Source organism: Caballeronia sp. TF1N1 (genome assembly GCF_022878925.1).
Taxonomy (GTDB): domain Bacteria; phylum Pseudomonadota; class Gammaproteobacteria; order Burkholderiales; family Burkholderiaceae; genus Caballeronia.
In genome coordinates, this window is the sequence record NZ_CP084626.1 from 690,009 (window position 1) to 709,495 (window position 19,487).

15 protein-coding genes are annotated in these 19,487 nt (G+C 62.3%); 9 read left to right on the forward strand and 6 right to left on the reverse strand.

What is annotated here, in order from left to right:
- Positions 1-188 precede the first annotated feature (188 nt).
- The 5 genes from LDZ28_RS03185 to LDZ28_RS03205 all read left to right on the forward strand — a co-directional run bounded on the left by LDZ28_RS03185 (position 189) and on the right by LDZ28_RS03205 (position 6,241).
- Positions 189-737 (forward strand): fimbrial protein, encoded by a 549-nt coding sequence (locus LDZ28_RS03185; protein ID WP_244827280.1) that lies wholly within the window; start codon positions 189-191, stop codon positions 735-737.
- Between the two features lie 100 nt (positions 738-837).
- Entirely contained in the window at positions 838-1,581 is a 744-nt protein-coding gene (locus LDZ28_RS03190; protein WP_244827281.1) for a fimbria/pilus periplasmic chaperone, read from the forward strand.
- Positions 1,582-1,797: 216 nt separating this feature from the next.
- Positions 1,798-4,521 carry a fimbria/pilus outer membrane usher protein gene (locus LDZ28_RS03195; RefSeq protein ID WP_244827282.1) on the forward strand — a complete coding sequence of 908 codons (2,724 nt, stop codon included), beginning with the start codon at positions 1,798-1,800 and terminating at the stop codon, positions 4,519-4,521.
- A 73-nt stretch (positions 4,522-4,594) separates the two neighbouring features.
- The gene (locus LDZ28_RS03200; RefSeq protein WP_244827283.1) at positions 4,595-5,131 is read left to right on the forward strand and encodes a fimbrial protein; all 537 of its coding nucleotides are present in this window, start codon (positions 4,595-4,597) and stop codon (positions 5,129-5,131) included.
- A 39-nt stretch (positions 5,132-5,170) separates the two neighbouring features.
- Entirely contained in the window at positions 5,171-6,241 is a 1,071-nt protein-coding gene (locus LDZ28_RS03205; protein WP_244827284.1) for a fimbrial protein, read from the forward strand.
- A 103-nt stretch (positions 6,242-6,344) separates the two neighbouring features.
- Here LDZ28_RS03205 and metG read toward each other — a convergent pair whose 3' ends face one another.
- Complete coding sequence (gene metG, locus LDZ28_RS03210) at positions 6,345-8,501, reverse strand: methionine--tRNA ligase (RefSeq protein WP_244827285.1); 2,157 nt, start codon at positions 8,499-8,501, stop codon at positions 6,345-6,347.
- 327 nt (positions 8,502-8,828) lie between these two features.
- Positions 8,829-9,485, reverse strand: a complete 657-nt coding sequence (locus LDZ28_RS03215) for an OmpA family protein (protein ID WP_244827286.1) — start codon at positions 9,483-9,485, stop codon at positions 8,829-8,831.
- A 267-nt stretch (positions 9,486-9,752) separates the two neighbouring features.
- Here LDZ28_RS03215 and apbC point away from each other — a divergent pair, with 267 nt between their 5' ends.
- From apbC to LDZ28_RS03235, 4 genes are all read left to right on the forward strand, one after another.
- Positions 9,753-10,841 carry an iron-sulfur cluster carrier protein ApbC gene (gene apbC, locus LDZ28_RS03220; protein ID WP_244827287.1) on the forward strand — a complete coding sequence of 363 codons (1,089 nt, stop codon included), beginning with the start codon at positions 9,753-9,755 and terminating at the stop codon, positions 10,839-10,841.
- A 120-nt stretch (positions 10,842-10,961) separates the two neighbouring features.
- A complete protein-coding gene (locus LDZ28_RS03225; RefSeq protein WP_244827288.1) occupies positions 10,962-11,501 on the forward strand; it encodes a superoxide dismutase family protein in 540 nt (179 codons plus the stop codon).
- A gap of 192 nt (positions 11,502-11,693) precedes the next feature.
- Positions 11,694-12,263 (forward strand): dCTP deaminase, encoded by a 570-nt coding sequence (gene dcd / locus LDZ28_RS03230; RefSeq protein ID WP_086972352.1) that lies wholly within the window; start codon positions 11,694-11,696, stop codon positions 12,261-12,263.
- A gap of 106 nt (positions 12,264-12,369) precedes the next feature.
- The gene (locus tag LDZ28_RS03235; protein WP_244827289.1) at positions 12,370-14,655 is read left to right on the forward strand and encodes an arginine/lysine/ornithine decarboxylase; all 2,286 of its coding nucleotides are present in this window, start codon (positions 12,370-12,372) and stop codon (positions 14,653-14,655) included.
- A gap of 28 nt (positions 14,656-14,683) precedes the next feature.
- Here LDZ28_RS03235 and LDZ28_RS03240 read toward each other — a convergent pair whose 3' ends face one another.
- The 4 genes from LDZ28_RS03240 to LDZ28_RS03255 form a co-directional block, all read right to left on the reverse strand.
- On the reverse strand, positions 14,684-15,658 hold the full coding sequence (locus tag LDZ28_RS03240; protein WP_244827290.1) for a spore coat U domain-containing protein: 975 nt from the start codon (positions 15,656-15,658) through the stop codon (positions 14,684-14,686).
- Position 15,659: 1 nt separating this feature from the next.
- A complete protein-coding gene (locus LDZ28_RS03245; protein ID WP_244827291.1) occupies positions 15,660-18,080 on the reverse strand; it encodes a fimbria/pilus outer membrane usher protein in 2,421 nt (806 codons plus the stop codon).
- A gap of 36 nt (positions 18,081-18,116) precedes the next feature.
- Complete coding sequence (locus LDZ28_RS03250) at positions 18,117-18,842, reverse strand: molecular chaperone (RefSeq protein ID WP_244827292.1); 726 nt, start codon at positions 18,840-18,842, stop codon at positions 18,117-18,119.
- Positions 18,843-18,933: 91 nt separating this feature from the next.
- Positions 18,934-19,440 (reverse strand): spore coat U domain-containing protein, encoded by a 507-nt coding sequence (locus LDZ28_RS03255; protein ID WP_244827294.1) that lies wholly within the window; start codon positions 19,438-19,440, stop codon positions 18,934-18,936.
- Positions 19,441-19,487 lie beyond the last annotated feature (47 nt).

A 19,487-nucleotide genomic window follows, 5' to 3' on the forward strand; every position in this document is an offset into this window, starting at 1 on the left:
ATGCGCTACATCAACGATTTATGTAGGAAGTTTGTGGTTTTAAGCGTGTTCCTAATCGTTCGCATGGCCCGAGTCAGCATACTCAGCCTTTCGTCAGGAAGCGAGTATGAATATCTTGTTCACGACGCGACCTGACGAATTTTCAAATCGGGCTCAGTCACTCAGGTGACGACTAAGGAATACTTATTATGAAGAAGATCATTCTTCCGCTGGTCGCGGTGTCCATGTCTCTGGCAGGCGCTGCCGCGCACGCCGCACCGGCAGGTAACGGTGGCACGCTGACCATCAACGGAGAGCTGACGGCCAACACGTGCACGGTAAGCGGCAATGCCCAGGGCAACAACTTCACCGTGACGCTGCCGGCGCTTGCCGCAGCGGAACTGACGGACGCCGGCTCTTCCGCGGGCGCCACCGGTTTCAACATTGTGCTGTCCAACTGCACGCCGGCTACGGGCAACGTGCACACGTTCTGGGAATACGGCGCGAACACGCTGGCCGACGGCAACCTGAAGAACAACGGCACGGCGACCAACGTGGAAGTCCAGTTGCTGGACTACAACGGCTCGGGGCAAGCCATCGACGTGAGCAAGGCCGACGGCGCGCAGCAGTCGCAAGACGTTGCGATCACGAGCGGCAGCGCAAGCCTGCAATACGCAGCGCAGTACAACTCGCCAATGGGCGCCGCGACCGCGGGCACGGTGACGAGCCAGGTGACCTACTCGATGGTCTATCAGTAAGTCGATTCGCGAACGAGGACGCCCTCGCGGCGTCTTCGTTTAACCCTCGCACGGCGCGCGGGGTCGAGTCATCGCGTCACCGCAAATTTTGTTGAATGTCATGAGTCTCCGAAAAGTCGTTTTTAGCGCAGTGACAGCGGGTGTGCTCGCTCTCGTTGCGATCCTGCCGTTCGCAGCCAATGCGTCCGTCGTCGTCGCGGGCACGCGCGTGGTGTACAACGCCACGGATAGCGAGGTGACGCTTAAGCTGTCCAACGCGGGAAAATCGCCGGCCCTGACGCAGGTGTGGCTCGACAAGGGCGATCCCAAGGTCGATCCGGCTCAGATCGATCTCCCGTTCGTGCTCACGCCGCCGTTTGCGCGTATCGATCCGGGCAAGGCGCAGACCGTCCGTATCGCGTATACCGGCGAAGCGCTGCCGAAAGATCGCGAAACCCTGCTCTGGTTCAACATGCTGGAAGTGCCGCCGAAGCCAACCGAAGCTCAGGCCGGCGCGAACTACGTCCAGCTCGCATTCCGCTCGCGCCTGAAGTTTTTCTTTCGCCCGCAAGGTTTGCCGGGCAGCGCCGACGACGCACCGGGCAAGCTCACATGGCGGCTGTCGTCGCAAGGCGGCAAGTCCGCGCTCGTGGTTTCGAATCCGACGCCTTATCACGTGACGATCATCGACGCTCATGTGGGCGAAGGCGAACATGCCGCCCGATTCGATGAAGGCGGCATGGTGCCGCCGGGTGGCGAGCTCACGCTGCCACTGTCCGGTAAGACGACCGCGAACGGCCAGGTCTCGTTCACGACCCTGAACGACTACGGCGGTCCCACGAAGCACGAGGCAGCGATCCACTGAGACGCGCTGCATGCGGGCTATCTGACCGATTCACGAGCGACGCGAAGGATGTCGATTCCTTCGCCATCGGTCGGCCACACGCCGGGCGCGAATAGCCTGGCGTTCACGTACACCAAGACTTAATCGTCGCGAGGCAGCGAGCCCCGGATGCCGATGTTTCCCATCGGTGGGGAGCGGTGTTGCCCGCGAATCCGGCTCGATATGAATGAACGCTGCATGGAATCGAATTCGAGGTTCGCTCTCTCGCTGAGTCGGACCAGCGTCGCCGTGATGCTCGCCTTCGCCGCGGCGCATGCCAGGGCCGATGCAAACACGCCGGCTCGCACGGACACTTCGTCATCGTCCGGGGTGCGGCCGGATCGGGCTCAGGCCTCGTCCGATGTTAAGGCTGCATCGAGTGGTGCGACGGTTGCATCGACGGCGTCGACCTCGACGGCATCGACCTCGACGGCATCGGCCGCATCGACCGCATCGACCGCATCAGCCGCGCCCGAGGCCGTGGAGTTCGACCCGGGCTTCCTGCGCTTTGCTGGCGCGGCGGTCATGGACGTCAGCCGCTTCGACAAGGGCAACATCGCACTGGCCGGCAATTACCGCGCCGCACTGTACGTAAACGGCGTGTGGCTTGGCATGACCGCCATCACGTTGCGCAATGTCGGCGCGCCGGATCATCGCGCGGTCCCGGTCTTCGATCGCGATCTGCTCGCGCGCGCGGGCGTCGATACCATGCGCCTGCCCGATTCCGCGTTAGCGCAACTCGACGCCGCGAACAGCACGGGCGGCGTGGCGCTGCCGGACCTGATCCCGCAGGCGACGGCCACCTTCGACATGGGCGAACAGCGCCTCGACGTGAGCGTGCCGCAAGCGATGATGAGCCGCAACGCGCGCGGCTGGGTCGATCCGAAGCTGTGGGACGAAGGCGTGCCAGCCGCGACCTTGCAGTACAACGCCAACGTGTATCGCTCGGATGGCGGCGGCGTGTCGAACACTCAGGGTTATCTGGGCGTGACGGCGGGTCTCAACTTCGACGCCTGGCGTTTTCGCTACAACGGCAACGTCACGACATCGTCGTTTGGCGGCACGCATGCACAGAGCCTGCAGACGAATGTGCAGCGCTCGCTGATTCCGCTCAAGAGCCAGTTGACGCTCGGCGACTCCTACACCGACGGCTCGATCTTCGATTCGTTCGGCGTGCGCGGCGTGCAACTCGCAACCGACGACCGCATGTACCCGGAATCGCAGCGCGGCTATGCGCCGATCGTGCGGGGTATCGCCAATACCAACGCGAACGTTCAGGTTAAGCAAAACGGCAATCTCATCTACGAGACGACGGTCGCGCCGGGTCCTTTCGAGATCAACGATCTCTACCCGACCGGCTACGGCGGCGACCTGCAGGTGATCGTCACCGAAGCGGACGGCAGCCAGCACGTTGCATCCGTGCCGTATGCCGCGCCCGTGAATTCGCTGCGCGAGGGGCGTTGGCGCTTGAACGTGGCAGCGGGCCAGTATCGCAATTCGAGCGAATCGGGCCATCCGTATGTCGTGCAGGCCGGTGTGCAGCACGGCGTGAACAACCTGGTCACGCTATATGGCGGCTCGATCGTCGCCGAAGACTACATTTCGGCGGCGCTCGGCGCGTCGCTCAACACGTCGGTCGGTGCATTCGCCTTCGACGCGACGCAAGCCAATGCGAATCTGCCGAAATCCGGCAGCCGGAGCGGACAGAGCCTTCGCCTTTCGTTCTCGCGCAGCTTCACGCCGACGAACACCGACGTCACGCTCGCGGCGTACCGCTATTCGACGAGCGGCTTCCTCGGGTTCCGCGACGCCATGAACCTGCGCGACCTCGAGTCGAAGGGCACCGCGTTCATGAGCAACGGCATCCAGAAAGGTCGCCTGCAGCTCACGCTCAACCAGAACCTCGACAAGTGGGGCTCCATTTACGCATCGGGCTACACGCAGAACTACTGGAACAAGCATGGCAACGATACCGCGTTCCAGGTCGGCTACAACACGAACGTCGGGCGCGTCGGCGTGGGGGTTTCGGCTTCGCGCGAACTCGACACGTCAACCGCGAACTGGGACAACCGCGTGATGCTCACGCTGAGCGTTCCCCTCGATCTGGGCACGAACATCGCCAATTCGACGACGAGCTTCTCGCACGACTCGCGCGACAACACGAACCAGATTCAGGAAACCTTCACGGGCACGCTAGGCAAGGACTATGAGATGAACTACGGCGTGAGCGCGGGCCACACATCGGGTGATCCCGGCAGCCACAGCGACAGCCTTAGCGCCAACGTCGGCTATTTCTCACCTGTCGCGCAGTTGCGCGCGAATGTTGGCCGCGCCAACGGATACACGCAGGCAGGCGCGGGTGCGTCCGGTTCCGTGGTCGCGTACGGGGGCGGTCTGGTCTTGTCACCGCAAAGCGGCGACACGTTGGCGATTGTCGAGGCGAACGATGCCGCCGGAGCGCGCATTGCCAGTTCGCCCGGCGTGCGTCTGAACGGCGCCGGCCGCGCGGCCGTGGCGGGCATGCAGCCGTATTCGCAGAACGCGGTGGAGATCGACACCAAGGGCTTGCCGATGGGCGTGCAGCTCAAGACCACCGAGCAGCACTTTGCACCAACGGCCGGCGCGGTGTCGCTCGTGAAGTTCGATACCGAAGACCGAGGCCGCGCAATCGTCTTGCGCTTGCGTCGTCTGAACGGCGAGCCGGTGCCGTTCGGCGCGGACGTGCTGGATGCGAGCGGCGAATCCGTTGGCGCCGTGACGCAGGGCAGCCGCGCGATGTTGTATAGCAAGGCCGCGAGTGGCGATCTGATCGCCCGTTGGGGCTCGGCGGCCGATCAGAGTTGCAAGGTGCATTACGCGTTGCCCGAAGCCGACGGGAGCCGGGCGGCATCGACTGCCTTCGCGGATGCAGCCTGCAACTAAGCCGATATCTCCACGACATGAATCTGCAATCGACAAAGACCCGCACGAGCGGCGGCAACATGAACACGTTTGAATGACTATGCGCACACTTGGATCACTTCTGGCTAATCTCGCCGTCACCATCGCCGTCACCGCGACCGGTTCGGCATTCGGAGCGGATGCCACGCTCAACTTCACCGGCACCATCGTGCCCCCGTCCTGCACGGTGGACACCGCTTCGGCGAATCAGACGATCAATCTGGGCAGCGCCAATATCCTCGACTTTCCGAGCGTGGGATCGACGATGAATCCCACGGCGTTCAGCCTGAAGCTGACCAACTGCACGCCGGGCACCACGGTATCGATGGCCGTATCGGGCCAGTCGGACACCGTTCCGAGTGTGCTCAAGAACACCGGCACCGCGACGCAGACCGGCGTGCAACTGCTGCAGGCGAGCAGTGCGGGCGCGACCACCGGTACGGTCGTCACGCTCGGCAACACGTCCAATCGGGGCCAAGTGGACGCGACCAACGCCATGACCATTCCGATGGTGGCGCAGTTCTATCGTCTTGGAACGATGACAGCGGGCACGGTGACGACCTCCGCGACGGTCAACTTCACCTACAACTGACGCGCGCGTGACTTCGACACCCTTTGACGGAATAGCGATATGAAAGGCATCGGATTTGCCCGGCTGCGACGATATGCTTGGATCATCTTGTCGAGCGCGCTGGTTTTGACAGGCGGCATGCAGGACGCATGGGCCGACGCTTGCACGGGCGGAGGTCAGAGTGTGCAGGCCATTCTCCCCGCGACGATTTCGGTGCCGCGCGACTTGCCGGTGGGCGCCATTCTGGCGCCCTGGAGCATCACGTCGATGGTCAACTACGTGTGCACCATGTCGACGACATCCGGTTCCGGCATGTATTCGAAGTTGAATGTCGCATGGCCGAAAAGCAGCGTGACGATTGCGAGCACACCGGGTCCAGGTCTCGCGTCCTATACGGTCTTGCAGACCAATGTGCCCGGCGTTGGCATGGCCATCGCGTTCGACGGCGAGCCGAGTTCGTGTGGCGGTGTGGATTGGCTCGACGTGGTGTCGCCCTCCGTGCGGGCGCCCTACGTGGGCTGGACCTGTACCGCCGTTGGCTCCAACCTCAAAAACTATGGGCGTTGGGCAGTTGCGCTCGTGAAGACAGGCGTTGTGAGCGCGGCGGGTGTGCTGGGCGCGCAGACGCTGGCGAGCTCCAGCTCCATGATCAATTTTGTCCCGGACAGCCCGGGCACCACGCCTTTTTATCTGATCGTCCCGGCGGTGACGGTCGTCCCGCTTACCTGCCAGACCCCCGATGTGCCGGTGCCGCTCGGCACCCATTTTCCGGTGGAGATGGCGTCTGTCGGTGCGACTACCGCGGCGGTCCCGTTCAACATCAGCCTCAACAATTGTCCCTCGGGAATGAATGGCGTCCTGTATGAAATCGATCCCACGACCAGTGTGCTTAACAGTTCGCAATCCGTCGTGGCGCTCAATGGCTCGTCGTCGGCCACGGGCGTGGGCGTGCAACTACTGGATGGCTCCGGCGCGGTGTTTCCGCTGAGCACGACCAAGGCATTCTCCGGCTACAACAGTTCCACGGGTGGCAGCTATGTCATCCCGATGAAGGCGCGTTACTACCGAACCGGTACCGTGACGCCCGGTCCGGCGAACACGTCGATGATTCTCACCATGACCTATCAATAGGCATCGCCGGGCAGCGCTGCTCAGGTTGCTTGCCACGGACAGACGTCCGAAAAAAAACGCCCCTCAAGAGGGGCGTTCCTGTTTCGAGCGTCGCGGTTGTCGTTCAGCGCACCCGCATTCCCGGCGTGGCCCCGCCATGCGGTTCGAGAATATAGAGCCCCGGCTCCTTCTTCTCGTCGGCAGCGGACGCCGCCAGCACCATGCCTTCCGACAGGCCGAACTTCATCTTGCGCGGCGCGAGATTGGCGACCATCACGGTCAGCTTGCCGATCAGATCCTGCGGCTGATAAGCCGAACGAATACCCGAGAACACATTGCGCGTTTTCTCTTCGCCGATATCGAGCGTCAGTTGCAAGAGCTTGTCGGAGCCTTCGACCGTTTTGCAATCGACGATCTTCGCGATACGCAGATCGATTTTCGAGAAGTCGTCGATGGAGATGACGCCTGGCGTCTCTTCGTTCGCTTGCTTCTTGGCGGGCGCCGCGCTCTTAGCCGCACTCGCACTTGTAGCAGCGGCAGAAGCAGCGGCCGCTTCCGGCGCTGCCTGCAACGACTCGCGATTCGCCGCGAGCAAGGCCTCGATCTGCTTCGGGTCGACGCGCGTGGTCAGATGCTTGTACGCGTTCACGGCATTGGCCGACGACAGCGGCTTGTGCGCGTCCGTCCAGACGAGCGGTGCGATGCCGAGGAACGCCTCGACCGCTTCGATCAGCTTCGGCAACACCGGCTTCAGCGCAAGCGACAACAGGCGGAACGCCTCCAGACTCACGCTGCAAGTCTCGTGCAACGCGACCGAGTTGGCCGGGTCCTTCGCCTGTTCCCAGGGCTTCGCGGTATCGACGTAGCCGTTGACGGTATCGGCGAGATCCATGGTCGTGCGCAGCGCGCGGCCGTATTCGCGCGACTCGTAGAAGCCCGCAATCTGCGGAATCGCGGCGCGCAGTTGCGCAAGCAGCGGATGCTGCATCGCGCTGTCCTGCACGCGGCCGTCGAAGCGCTTCAGAAGAAAGCCCGCCGCGCGGCTCGCGATATTCACGTATTTGCCGACGAGATCGCTGTTCACGCGCGCCTGGAAGTCTTCCAGGTTGAGGTCGATGTCTTCCATCGTGCTGTTCAGCTTGGCCGCGAAGTAGTAGCGCAGCCATTCCGGATTGATGCCGGTATCGATCACGCTTTGCGCCGTGATGAACGTGCCACGCGACTTCGACATCTTCGCGCCGTCGACGGTAAGAAAGCCGTGCGCGAACACGTTCGTCGGCGTGCGATGACCGGAGTATTCGAGCATCGCGGGCCAGAAGAGCGTGTGGAAATACAGAATGTCCTTGCCGATGAAGTGGTACTGCTCGGTCTTCGAACCGGGCTTCACCCATTCATCGAAATTCAGGCCGATACGGTCCGCGAGATTCTTGAAGCTTGCGTAATAGCCGACCGGGGCGTCGACCCAGACGTAGAAGTACTTGCCCGGCGCACCGGGGATTTCAAAGCCGAAGTAGGGCGCGTCGCGCGAGATGTCCCAGTCGGCGAGCTTGGCCTCGCCCTTGTCGCCGAGCCATTCGCGCATCTTGTTCGTGGCTTCGGGCTGCGCGAGTCCGCCGACCCAGCCGCGCAGGAAGTCTTCGCAACGCGGGTCCGACAGGCGGAAGAAATAATGCGTGGAAATCTTGCGGATGGGCGTCGCGCCCGACACCACCGAATACGGGTTGATGAGTTCGGTGGGCTGATAAGTCGAGCCGCAAACCTCGCAATTGTCGCCGTACTGGTCCTTCGCGCCGCACTTCGGGCACTGGCCCTTGATGAAGCGGTCCGGCAGGAACATTTCCTTGACCGGATCGTAGGCCTGCTCGATGTCGCGCGCGTCGATCAATCCCGCTTCCTGGAGCGCGGCGTAGATGGCGTTGCAAAGGACGCGGTTTTCCTCGGCATCGGTCGAATAATAGTTGTCGAAGGAAATGCCGAAGCTGTCGAAGTCGCGCTTGTGCTCTTTCCAAACGCGTTCGATCAGCGCTTTCGGCGTGATGCCTTCTTTTTCGGCGCGCAGCATGATGGGCGTGCCGTGGGTATCGTCGGCGCCGACGTAGTAGACCTCGTGGCCATGCATGCGCAGCGTCCGAACCCAGATGTCCGTCTGAATGTATTCGACCATATGGCCGATATGAATCTGACCGTTCGCATACGGCAACGCGGACGTGACGAGGATCTGGCGAGCGCCGTTCTTGACGGCGGGCGCGGCGGTGGCGATGGCTGAAATCGGTGCTGACATAAGGCGCGGCCCGGAGGAAATGCAGAAGTTGATCGAAGAACGCAAAAAAAGCGATTTTCGATTTTAGCAGGGAGGGGAAGGAAGACGGGGAGGCGGGGAGACTTGGGCGCGGCAGCCGAAAACCATCGCACCAAAAAAAACCGGGGTCCAAAACCGGGCCCCGGAGCAACAACGACAAGAGGAGAATGGCAGGTGGCGGCCTCGCCGCGCGCCTACCGTAAAGACAGACACGCGCCGTGCGCCCAAGTTTCAAATTTTTTTCAGGCGGCTTCGCGCGCTTTGCCACGCTGCGCCGGCATCTGCCGATTCTCCTTATAAATCAGAAATTTATTGCACTTGGCCCGGCTGTGCCGTCGCGCGCAGGTAAATTTCCACGCGACGATTTTGCGCGCGGCCTGCTTCGGTCGAGTTGTCGGCGATCGGCTGGTTCTGTCCCATGCCCTGCGACGAGAGACGCTGACCGGCGACACCGTGCGTGGCGATATAGGAAGCCACGCTTTGCGCGCGATTCTGCGACAGCGTCTGGTTGTAAGCCGCCGTGCCGGTGTTATCCGTATGGCCGATCACGTTGGCGATCAACTCCGGATGCTGCTGCAACGTTTGCGTGACGGAGTTCAGAACCGGATCGAACGTCGGCTTGATCGCGTAGCTGTTGGTGTCGAAAGAAATCGAGTTCGGTATGTTGACCTTGAGCGATCCGTCTTGCTGCTCGGTCACCTGCGTGCCGGTGCCCTTCGAGTCGCCGGAAATCTTGTTGCGAATGGCTTGCCAGTTGTAGCCGGTCACACCGCCGACAGCCGCGCCTGCAGCCGCGCCGATTGCCGCGCCCTTGCCGCCGCCGAAAATCGCACCGAGGCCAGCGCCGGTCGCGGCCCCGACGCCCGTGCCGACCGCCGCATTGTTACCCTGCTCCGTCGCGCAGCCCGCGACCAGTGCGCCAGCAACGACGAAAACCGACAAACGGGTCATCAACTTCAACTTCATGTTTGATCTCCTTGAATCAACGAGCGATTCGGCGCGCCGCGCCGACAGTACGTAAGGGTCTTCGGACGTGCGTCCGGACGAACCTCTACAATTATGAGAAATGAGAGCGCGTCAGTCGCCAGTGGCGATGCATCCCCGGAAACAATTACCGCGCGCAATAGTGCAATGCGCGGGGACGCGGCGCAACGGCTCTAACAATTACTTTCACTTTCCTCAGTTTGTTGCAATGCGCCGTCGCATCAGCACAAACCATTCCATGGAGTTGCAATGAGTATCGACCGCGCGAAGATCGACGCCGCACTAGCCACACTGACCGATCCGAACACCAGCCGCAAGTTCGTCGATACCAAAAGTATCCGCAACGTTTCGCTACAAAACGGCACGGTCTCGGTGAGCGTCGTACTGGGCTATCCGGCGCGTACGCAGTTCGCGGCCACGGCCAAACTGGTCGAGGATGCGTTGCGTGCGGTTCCCGGCGTGGAAGACGTCGTCGTCGATGTGTCCTCGCAAGTCGTCGCGCACGCGGTACAGCGCGGCGTGAAGCTGCTGCCGAACGTCAAGAACATCATCGCGGTGGCGTCGGGCAAGGGCGGCGTCGGCAAGAGCACGACAGCCGCGAATCTCGCGCTCGCGCTGGCGGCGGAAGGTGCCAATGTCGGCATGCTCGACGCGGACATCTACGGCCCGTCCTTGCCGATGATGCTCGGCATCTCCGGCCGGCCCGAGTCGCCCGACAACCAGTCGATGAATCCGCTGATCGGTCATGGCATTCAGGCGAATTCCATCGGCTTTCTGATCGAGCAGGACAACCCGATGGTCTGGCGCGGCCCGATGGTCACCTCCGCGCTCGAACAACTGCTGCGTCAGACCAACTGGAAAGACCTGGATTATCTCGTCGTCGACATGCCGCCGGGCACGGGCGACATTCAGTTGACGCTCTCGCAGAAAGTGCCGGTGACGGGCGCGGTGATCGTCACCACGCCGCAGGACATCGCGCTGCTCGACGCCAAGAAGGGCCTCAAGATGTTCGAGAAGGTCGGCATTCCCATTCTCGGCATCGTCGAGAACATGAGCACGCATATCTGCTCGAATTGCGGGCACGAGGAGCATATCTTCGGCGCGGGCGGCGGCGAGCGCATGGCGAAGGAATACGGCGTCGAGATTCTCGGCCAGTTGCCGCTCGATATCGCGATTCGAGAACGCACCGATGCCGGTCAGCCGACAGTCGTTTCGCAGCCGGAAAGCCGGATTGCCGAGACGTATCGCGCGATTGCGCGGCGCGTGGCGATTGCCATTGCCGATCGTCAGCGCGACATGACGTCGAAGTTTCCGAGCATCGTCGTGCAGAACACTTGATGTGGCGCGCTTGGACGCGTTTCGCCGAAGCCTTGTGCGGTGCGGCTCGCGGTATCATGTCGCCTGCTATGGGCGGCCGCGCGGATGCACCGGGTGTCGGCGGGCCGCCGAGAGGATCGCATGAGACATAGATTCGACGGAAGGGCGGCGCACGCCGGACTTGCTTCGGCGCTCGTCGCCTGTAGTGTTCTCGTGAGCGGCTGCGGCATCATCTTCCAGAATCACGAGAAACGCGCCGACGCGGTGCTTCAGCCGACGCCTGGCAACGCGGCGCGCGGCACCATCACGCTGATCGAGCGCGCGGACGGCGTTCAGGTGTCGTATAGCCTGATCGACATGGCGCCCGACAGCGATCACGCGCTGCAGGTTCACGAGCGCGGCGACTGCATCGCCATGGACGATCAGGACGCAAGCCCGGTCTTCGCGCTGCCGGCGGAGCGCAAGCGCGCCACCGCGCGTCTCGAAGGCGAACTCGGCAACATTCACGCGGATTCCACCGGATCGGCCACGGGCTTTTTCGTGGCGACGGACGTGTCGCTCGACGGCGTGCGCTCGGTCATCTCACGCGCTATCGTGCTGCATCGCGAAGCCACCGATCCCTACGCCGCCAGTCCGCACAACGTGGGACCGGCGCTCGCATGCGGCGTCATCCGGCGCTGATCGATGAAGACGCCGCGAGTATCATCCGAATGGTCGATCACGGTCGAGCGTCGCCGATACGACGCGTCGTTCGCGTAAAATACGCGCTTTCCGTTTGGCCGCAGCGCGCGACAAAATCGCTGCCGCCATGCCCCGTTTCACCGCAGGCGTCCGGTCGCATGACCGCGAGCCGCAACGCTGGGTAGCGTCCCTATGAGCATCAAGTCCGACAAGTGGATCCGGCGCATGGCCGAAGAGCACAAGATGATCGAGCCGTTCGTGCGCGATCAGGTGCGCGTGACCGAAGACGGCCGCAAGATCGTGTCGTACGGAACGTCGAGCTACGGCTACGACATCCGCGTGGCCGACGAATTCAAGATCTTCACGAACATCAATTCCACCATCGTCGATCCGAAAAACTTCGACGAGAAATCGTTCGTCGACTTCAAGGGCGATGTCTGCATCATCCCGCCGAATTCCTTCGCGCTTGCCCGCACGGTCGAATATTTCCGTATTCCGCGCTCGTGCCTGACCGTGTGTCTCGGCAAGTCCACCTACGCGCGTTGCGGGATCATCGTGAACGTGACGCCGTTCGAGCCGGAATGGGAAGGCTACGTCACGCTCGAATTCTCGAATACGACACCTTTGCCTGCCAAAATCTACGCGAACGAAGGCGTCGCGCAGGTTCTGTTTTTCGAAAGCGACGAGATTTGCGAGACGTCGTATGCGGATCGCGGCGGCAAGTATCAGGGGCAGCACGGCGTTACCCTGCCGAAAACCTGATTCCTTCGCTTCTCAAAGAAACGCACACCGCATACGCTTGTCGAAAGACCGCTGTCGTCGAGCTTCCAGTCTCGGGCAGCGGTCGTTCCATTTGGAGATTCGCACGATGAAGTTCCGCTTTCCCGTCGTCATCATCGACGAAGACTTTCGCTCCGAGAATATCTCGGGTTCCGGCATTCGCGCGCTTGCCGAAGCGATCGAGCGCGAAGGCGCCGAAGTGCTCGGCCTGACGAGCTACGGCGACCTCGCGGCCTTCGCGCAGCAGTCGAGCCGCGCGTCGTGCTTCATTCTGTCGATCGACGACGACGAACTCCTGCCATATGCCGATAACGTCGTCGTGGAAGGCGACACGCCGGAACTGGCTTCGGCTATCGTCGCGTTGCGCGCGTTCATCAACGCCGTGCGCCGCCGCAACGCGGACATCCCGATCTTCCTGTACGGCGAGACGCGCACCTCGCGCCACTTGCCGAACGACATCCTGCGCGAGCTGCACGGCTTCATCCACATGTTCGAGGACACGCCGGAGTTCGTTGCACGGCACGTCATTCGCGAAGCCAAGGTGTATCTGGATTCGCTCGCGCCGCCGTTCTTCAAGGAACTGGTGCAGTACGCAGAAGAAGGTTCGTATTCGTGGCATTGTCCGGGACACTCGGGCGGCGTCGCGTTCCTGAAGAATCCGCTCGGACAGATGTTCCACCAGTTTTTCGGCGAGAACATGTTGCGCGCGGACGTCTGCAATGCCGTCGAGGAACTCGGCCAGTTGCTCGATCACACTGGGCCGGTCGCGGCGTCCGAGCGTAACGCGGCGCGCATCTTCAGCGCGGATCATCTCTTCTTCGTGACCAACGGCACGTCCACCTCGAACAAGATCGTGTGGCACGCGACCGTGGCGCCGGGCGATATCGTGCTCGTGGACCGCAACTGTCACAAGTCGATCCTGCACGCCATCACCATGACGGGCGCGATCCCCGTGTTCCTCACGCCGACGCGCAACCAGTTCGGCATCATCGGACCGATTCCGCGCGACGAGTTCAAGCCCGAAAACATTCGCAAGAAGATCGAGGCGAATCCGTTCGCGCGCGAGGCGCTCGCGAAGAACCCGAAGATCAAGCCGCGCATTCTGACGATCACGCAAAGCACGTATGACGGCGTGATCTACAACGTCGAGATGATCAAGGACCTGCTCGGCGACCTGCTCGATACACTGCACTTCGACGAAGCCTGGCTGCCGCACGCCGAGTTCCATTCGTTCTATCAGGACATGCACGCGATCGGCGCGGGCCGGCCGCGTACCGGCGCGCTCGTGTTCGCCACGCACTCCACGCACAAGCTGCTCGCGGGCATCTCGCAGGCGTCGCAGATTCTCGTGCAGGACAGCGAGAACAGCACCTTCGACCGGCATCGTTTCAACGAGGCGTACCTCATGCATACGTCGACGAGCCCGCAATACGCGATCATCGCGTCATGCGACGTGGCCGCGGCGATGATGGAAGCGCCGGGCGGCACGGCGCTCGTCGAGGAATCGATTGCGGAAGCGCTCGATTTCCGCCGCGCCATGCGCAAGGTCGACGACGAATACGGCGACGACTGGTTCTTCAAGGTCTGGGGCCCGGAGGCGCTGGCCGAAGAGGGTATAGGCGACCGCGAAGACTGGATGCTGAAGCCGAACGACCGCTGGCACGGCTTCGGCGCGCTCGCGGAAAACTTCAACATGCTCGACCCGATCAAGGCGACCATCATCACGCCGGGACTCGACGTGGACGGCAGTTTCGGCGACACGGGCATTCCGGCCGGCATCGTCACGCGCTATCTGGCCGAGCACGGCATTATCGTGGAGAAGACCGGGCTCTACTCGTTCTTCATCATGTTTACCATCGGCATCACGAAGGGCCGCTGGAACTCGATGGTCACCGAACTCCAGCAGTTCAAGGACGACTACGACAACAACCAGCCGCTATGGCGCGTGCTGCCGGAATTCATCGCGCAGCATCCATCGTATGAGCGCATCGGCCTGCGCGATCTGTGCGAGCAGATTCACAGTGTTTATCGCGCAAACGACATCGCGCGTCTGACTACCGAGATGTATCTGTCGAGCATGGAGCCGGCCATGAAGCCGTCCGAAGCGTTCGCTAAGCTCGCACACCGCGAAATCGACCGCGTGCCTATCGACGAACTCGAAGGGCGCGTGACGAGCATTCTGCTCACGCCGTATCCGCCGGGCATTCCGTTGCTGATTCCGGGCGAGCGCTTCAATCGCACGATCGTCGATTACCTGCGTTTCGCGCGCGAATTCAACGAACGCTTCCCAGGCTTCCATACCGACATCCACGGGCTCGTGGGCGAGGTGATCAACGGGCGTATCGAATACTTCGTCGATTGCGTGCGCGACTGAGTTGCGCCCGGCTGCGCGCTGATCGTTGCTAGAAGACGATCAGTGCCATGATGGTGTCGCGATACCTTCCAGGCGGTTTCGATTCCTGCGCCGGGACCTGGCCATAGACCACGAGCGTTTGCGGCTGGCCGGTTCCAGTATTGAAGGCCATCGTCGTGCCATTCGTGCCATCGGCCCAAGGCACCTTGTGCGTCGGGTCGATGTATAGCTGATAGTCGATGGTCTCTGTCCCTCCCTGGCGAGCGAGCTTGCGGTTGGTGGTCGTCGCGCCGGGCGTCATGCCGCGGTCCAGCGCCACCGAAAAGGGCATGCCCGAGACGCACGTCACCCGCAACGAACTCGTCGACTCGATCGGTTGGTCGAGCAGGCTCGCCTCCCGAAAGACGAGGGGCGACGCGTCTATCGTGCAAGTCGGGCCGACCGTCGCCGTAACCGTGAACGGACCGCTCGTATAGGGCGCCGTTGCCGTCTTGCAATCGGGTGGCGTGCCGGTGTATCCCACATAGACGAAGTAGGTGTCCGAGGCGCTGAACGGCATGGTGTACGTGCCGTTCGGTACGGGCTGGTTAGGCGGAATGCGTCCATAGAACGGCTCATGTTCCCAGACCTTGCCGCCCGGATGAACGGGAAGATCGAGCGTCAGCGGCACGGTGTCGGGCGCCGTGACCGATCCCCACACACCTTGATGGTCCGGATCGACGTAGAGGTTGTAGTTCAACGTTGCGCCGCTTGGGCCAATGAGCGTGCGCGAGTCGGTGTGGCCGATGTTCAGGCACATGCGAACCATCGCCGTCGAATAGCCGCTGCACAGAATGTGAATGCCGCCGACGATATCGGCGGGCTCGGTGTCCGTCACATCGATGGAGCCGAAATCCGTATAGCCCACCGAAAACGTGCAGGTTTGCGAGCGCGCCGCGCCAGAGAGCGCGCAGAGCACGAGAAACACGAGCGCGTATCTGACGGGACGAAACGAGCCGTGCGTGCGGCGAAGCGGTGCGTGCATGTCATTTCTCCTTTTGGCTCTTGCCCTTGTCCGGCTGGCAGGTGATCGGCCCGAGCTGTGGCAGGTCTCCGGCCTTCGGCGGGTCGAGCCTGAAACCGGCTGAACAGTCGCCTTTCGCCTCGTGAATCGTCACGTGGTTGTCTGAATCGAGACGGCGGAAAAATGCAACGCCGTCGTAGCCGACGATCGCCGCTTCGCCCGTGCTCGTGAGCGTCGCCACGGCGCCGGCGGGCAAGGGCGCGCCCGTGGTATCGACGAAACTCACCGACGCGCCCTGATAGCGCGACATGCCGAAGTGCGCGAGCGCACCCGAGCGCCGCTGCGGCGCGATGTCCAGTTTCGTTCTGTCGATGGATGCGTCTGGCGGCAGCGCGAGCGGGTCGATCGCGAGTTGATTGCGCTGATAGGAAGTCAGATTCGGCACGAGCAGATAGCCCTTCGAGTTCGTCACGCCGACAAAGCGGTTCTCCTGCGTGACAGGAACATTGGGGACGCCATCGGTCGAAACGAGCGCGAACGCGTCGGTGACCGTGCGCGTCGGCAAGATGGCGCCGTCCATGATCGCGATGCCGCCCGCCATGTCCGTGCTGAGCGCCGTCGTGCCGTTGAAGCGCTGCGCGGTCGCCTCGAAATCGCCGAACTTCGAGCGATAAGTCGTTCCGGCGAAGGCATGACGATAATCGGCACCGGCGCCGCCTTGAACCGACCAACCCCAACCGCCACCGTAGTCGGCGGGACGCGATGCGGTGACATCGGCGGTCGTGTGTCCACCCGACTGCGCCACCGTCGTGCTGACCGACGTATTGCCGCCGAGCGCGATGGTTATGCCAATCGAACCGCCCCATACTCCGCGCTGCAGAAAGTCGCGATACGTGCTCGCGAAAAGCGACCAGCGGCTGCCGATCTGCGCGTTGTACGCAAGCGTGACGACGCGCGCGTGTCCCGAGAACGTGTCTTCGGAATCGATGTAGCTTACTGTTGCCGATTGCGACCGCATTAACGCGACCGATACGGTCGCCTGGTAAACATGCTGAAACACAGAGGTGCCGTCGAGGGCCGCGATATCGCGATAGTTGTTGGTCGCGTGCGTGGTCTGCAGCGTCAGCGAAGCCGCAGGACTGATGTACTGGTAGCCAAGACTGAAAAGCGCGCCGGTCGCGCCATTCAGCTTGCTGCCCGCGGCCGCCGCATTGAAGACGCCGAATTGGCCTGCGCGCACGATCGCGCCCGTGCCGGCGTTGCTCAAACCTTGCCCGCCTTCCGCGTGGGCTTGCAGTGTGAGCCAGTCGGTGATGCCATACGCGGCGGTTCCGCTGAAGACGGGCGATGCCTCGTACGACCAGGAGCGCAGCGTGTAATCGTCGCGCAGAAAGCCGAATTCCGCCGAATAGCTCGACAGGCCTTTTGACAGCAGATGCGTGTCGATATAAAGCGGCACGCTCGTCGTGACGCGACGGCCGAGCGCATCGGTCACGACCACTTGCGCCGTGCCCGCGCCTGTCAGACTGGGCGCCTGCGCGATCTGGAACGGACCCGGCGCGACGTTGCCGTTGTACTGGCGCAGACCGTTGATATACAAGTCGACGGCAGAGGGCACCGCGGCCGATCCGCTGAACATCGGCAGGGGAAACGTCACGAGATCCGGGCGCAGGCTGAAATCGCGCTGTATCTGGAAGCCGCCGAATCGCACCGAGCGCGTCCACGCGAGTGAGCCGGAGATGGCGTCGCCGAACGTCATCGTCATGAGTTTGGCCGGATTCGAATAGACCCAGTTCGTGTCCAGCCGCGTGTAGCCGTTGGTTCCGGCGCCGTTGAGGTAAGTGCCGGTGTTGTCGAATACGCCCGCCGGACTGAAGAGCCGCTGTTCGTTCCAGACGCCGAACTGACCGGCCGCCATTTCGCCCAGTTGGCGCGTGTACGTCACGTCGTAGTTGAGCGCGAAGCCGGTGCCGGGCGTTGCCTTCGGTGTAACCGGAAGCCGGTTGCCGAGGCGCTGCGCGATCTGACGCGACCGGTCGACGTCAAGAAGCGCCTGCTGACGCGCGGACGAATAAGTGGCGCGCACGCCTGGAATCGATGAAACGGCGATCCATCCGTCTGCATCGGCATGTAAGTCGTCGACCCGGATGGCCGCATTCTCGAGCGTGGCGCGCTCGGCATAGAGTTGGCCGTGACGCAACTCGAAGTTGGACGGCTCGCCCAGGTTCGTGCCGTTGACGACGATCTCGAGCACGAGCGACTGCGTTTCTTGCGATTGCATGTCGAGCGAGGCGGTGCGCGGTGAGCCCGCGATATTCGGAACCTGGCTGGGCGAGCCGCCGGTGATATCGACTTGAGCAACAGCCGCTTGGGAAAACACGCCCAGTGAAATCAGGAGAGGAACACCGCGCGTCACGAGCCTTGGGCGAGTCGATCCATCCATGACGATGCACGCTGTTCCCGTGGCAACCCCGAACGATCAGGGCGCGGCCGGATTGCTCAACGATCCGTTCATGCTGGCGCCGTTCACCGTGGCGCTGACTTCGCCCGTCTTGCCGTGCATGGCGCTGGCCGCGTCGGGGAGTATCCATGAGCGCACCCGGCCTGGCAGCACGTAGCCGAGCAAACCGCCGGACACGCGCACATCCTTGTCCGATGTCTTGAGTGAAACGGTGCTCAGTTGCGCGTGAATGTCGCCATCGTTTTGCACTCGCAGATACGCCTTGCCGTTTCTTTCGACGACGGACCATTGCAGCTTCGGCGTGCTCGCCTCACCGCGCGGCGAAATGAATAGGGGTAGGGAATATCGAAAGCGAAACTGAACCGCCGATTGCTTGTCGCCGCCGTCGGGCGGCAACTCGTCGATGATCAGGCGGTATGCGCGTTCCTGTGCAACGGGTGCGGCGTTGGCGCGAATGACGCGGATGACTTGCTGACCGCCGGCGGGCACTTCGGCGATAGGCGGACTGGCGATCAGATCGCGGGTAGGCGTGAGTTTGTCTTCTTCGTCGGACTGATCCCAGACGAAGGTTCGCACTTGAGCGTGAATCGGTTCATCGCCATCGTTGCGTAACGTGACGACCTTGCCGTTTTCCGGGCCAGCGAGCTGGATTGAAACCGGAGATATCTGCAATGACGCGGCGAGCGAGGCAGCGCATTCCAAAAACAGAAAGGCTGCCCATGCTGGTTGTGTAAAGCGTGGCATCGTCGGTCTCCCGAATTACTTCCGACGATGCCAGTGATATAGCTTTATTCGAGCTCTGGCAAGCTTTGCACATGAAGCGAAGCGAGTTGCCTCAGAACACGACCGTGGCGGTAACAGTCGAGCTATAGGTGCCTGCGGCCGGGGTGGTTTGCGACGGTACGCGGCCGTACACGACGAGGCTCTGACTGTCGCCATTACCTATACCCGAAGCCGTGTCGATGCCGGTCTGCTGGCCCCAGAGCTTGGTGCGGGCTGCATCGCGATACAGGTTGAAATTGACCGAGGCGTCGCCGGTGGCGTTGGCGAGCTTGCGCTTTGCGATGAGCGAACCGGCTGCCGTGCCGGCATCGAGCGCGACGTTGTAGGGCGTTCCGGACGTGCAAGTCACTGCGAGGTTGCTGGACTGATCGACGTTGTCGGTAAGCGCGCCGGTGTCGCCGAAATTCAAGGGATTCGCCGAGATCGAGCAATCGTCTTGAACGTTGAGCGTCACGTCGAACGTCGCGGTCTTGCTGCCGGCGAAGGCGCTGGGCGTGGCGACGGCAACGGTGCTTGCAACGATAGCAATGATGGCGACATTCTTGATCAGGTTACGCATGCTTGAGACTCTCCGGTACGAATTTAAGCGGGAAGCTTTCGATTCGG

Bases quoted from the DNA above. Each gene is read 5' to 3' on its own strand.
- dcd (WP_086972352.1), top strand. From the start codon at position 11,694: ATGAGCATCAAGTCCGACAAGTGGATCCGGCGCATGGCCGAAGAGCAC.
- LDZ28_RS03245 (WP_244827291.1), bottom strand. From the start codon at position 18,080: ATGGATGGATCGACTCGCCCAAGGCTCGTGACGCGCGGTGTTCCTCTC.
- LDZ28_RS03200 (WP_244827283.1), top strand. From the start codon at position 4,595: ATGACTATGCGCACACTTGGATCACTTCTGGCTAATCTCGCCGTCACC.
- LDZ28_RS03235 (WP_244827289.1), top strand. From the start codon at position 12,370: ATGAAGTTCCGCTTTCCCGTCGTCATCATCGACGAAGACTTTCGCTCC.
- apbC (WP_244827287.1), top strand. From the start codon at position 9,753: ATGAGTATCGACCGCGCGAAGATCGACGCCGCACTAGCCACACTGACC.
- LDZ28_RS03250 (WP_244827292.1), bottom strand. From the start codon at position 18,842: ATGCCACGCTTTACACAACCAGCATGGGCAGCCTTTCTGTTTTTGGAA.
- LDZ28_RS03195 (WP_244827282.1), top strand. From the start codon at position 1,798: ATGGAATCGAATTCGAGGTTCGCTCTCTCGCTGAGTCGGACCAGCGTC.
- LDZ28_RS03190 (WP_244827281.1), top strand. From the start codon at position 838: ATGAGTCTCCGAAAAGTCGTTTTTAGCGCAGTGACAGCGGGTGTGCTC.
- LDZ28_RS03240 (WP_244827290.1), bottom strand. From the start codon at position 15,658: ATGCACGCACCGCTTCGCCGCACGCACGGCTCGTTTCGTCCCGTCAGA.
- metG (WP_244827285.1), bottom strand. From the start codon at position 8,501: ATGTCAGCACCGATTTCAGCCATCGCCACCGCCGCGCCCGCCGTCAAG.
- LDZ28_RS03185 (WP_244827280.1), top strand. From the start codon at position 189: ATGAAGAAGATCATTCTTCCGCTGGTCGCGGTGTCCATGTCTCTGGCA.
- LDZ28_RS03205 (WP_244827284.1), top strand. From the start codon at position 5,171: ATGAAAGGCATCGGATTTGCCCGGCTGCGACGATATGCTTGGATCATC.
- LDZ28_RS03255 (WP_244827294.1), bottom strand. From the start codon at position 19,440: ATGCGTAACCTGATCAAGAATGTCGCCATCATTGCTATCGTTGCAAGC.
- LDZ28_RS03225 (WP_244827288.1), top strand. From the start codon at position 10,962: ATGAGACATAGATTCGACGGAAGGGCGGCGCACGCCGGACTTGCTTCG.
- LDZ28_RS03215 (WP_244827286.1), bottom strand. From the start codon at position 9,485: ATGAAGTTGAAGTTGATGACCCGTTTGTCGGTTTTCGTCGTTGCTGGC.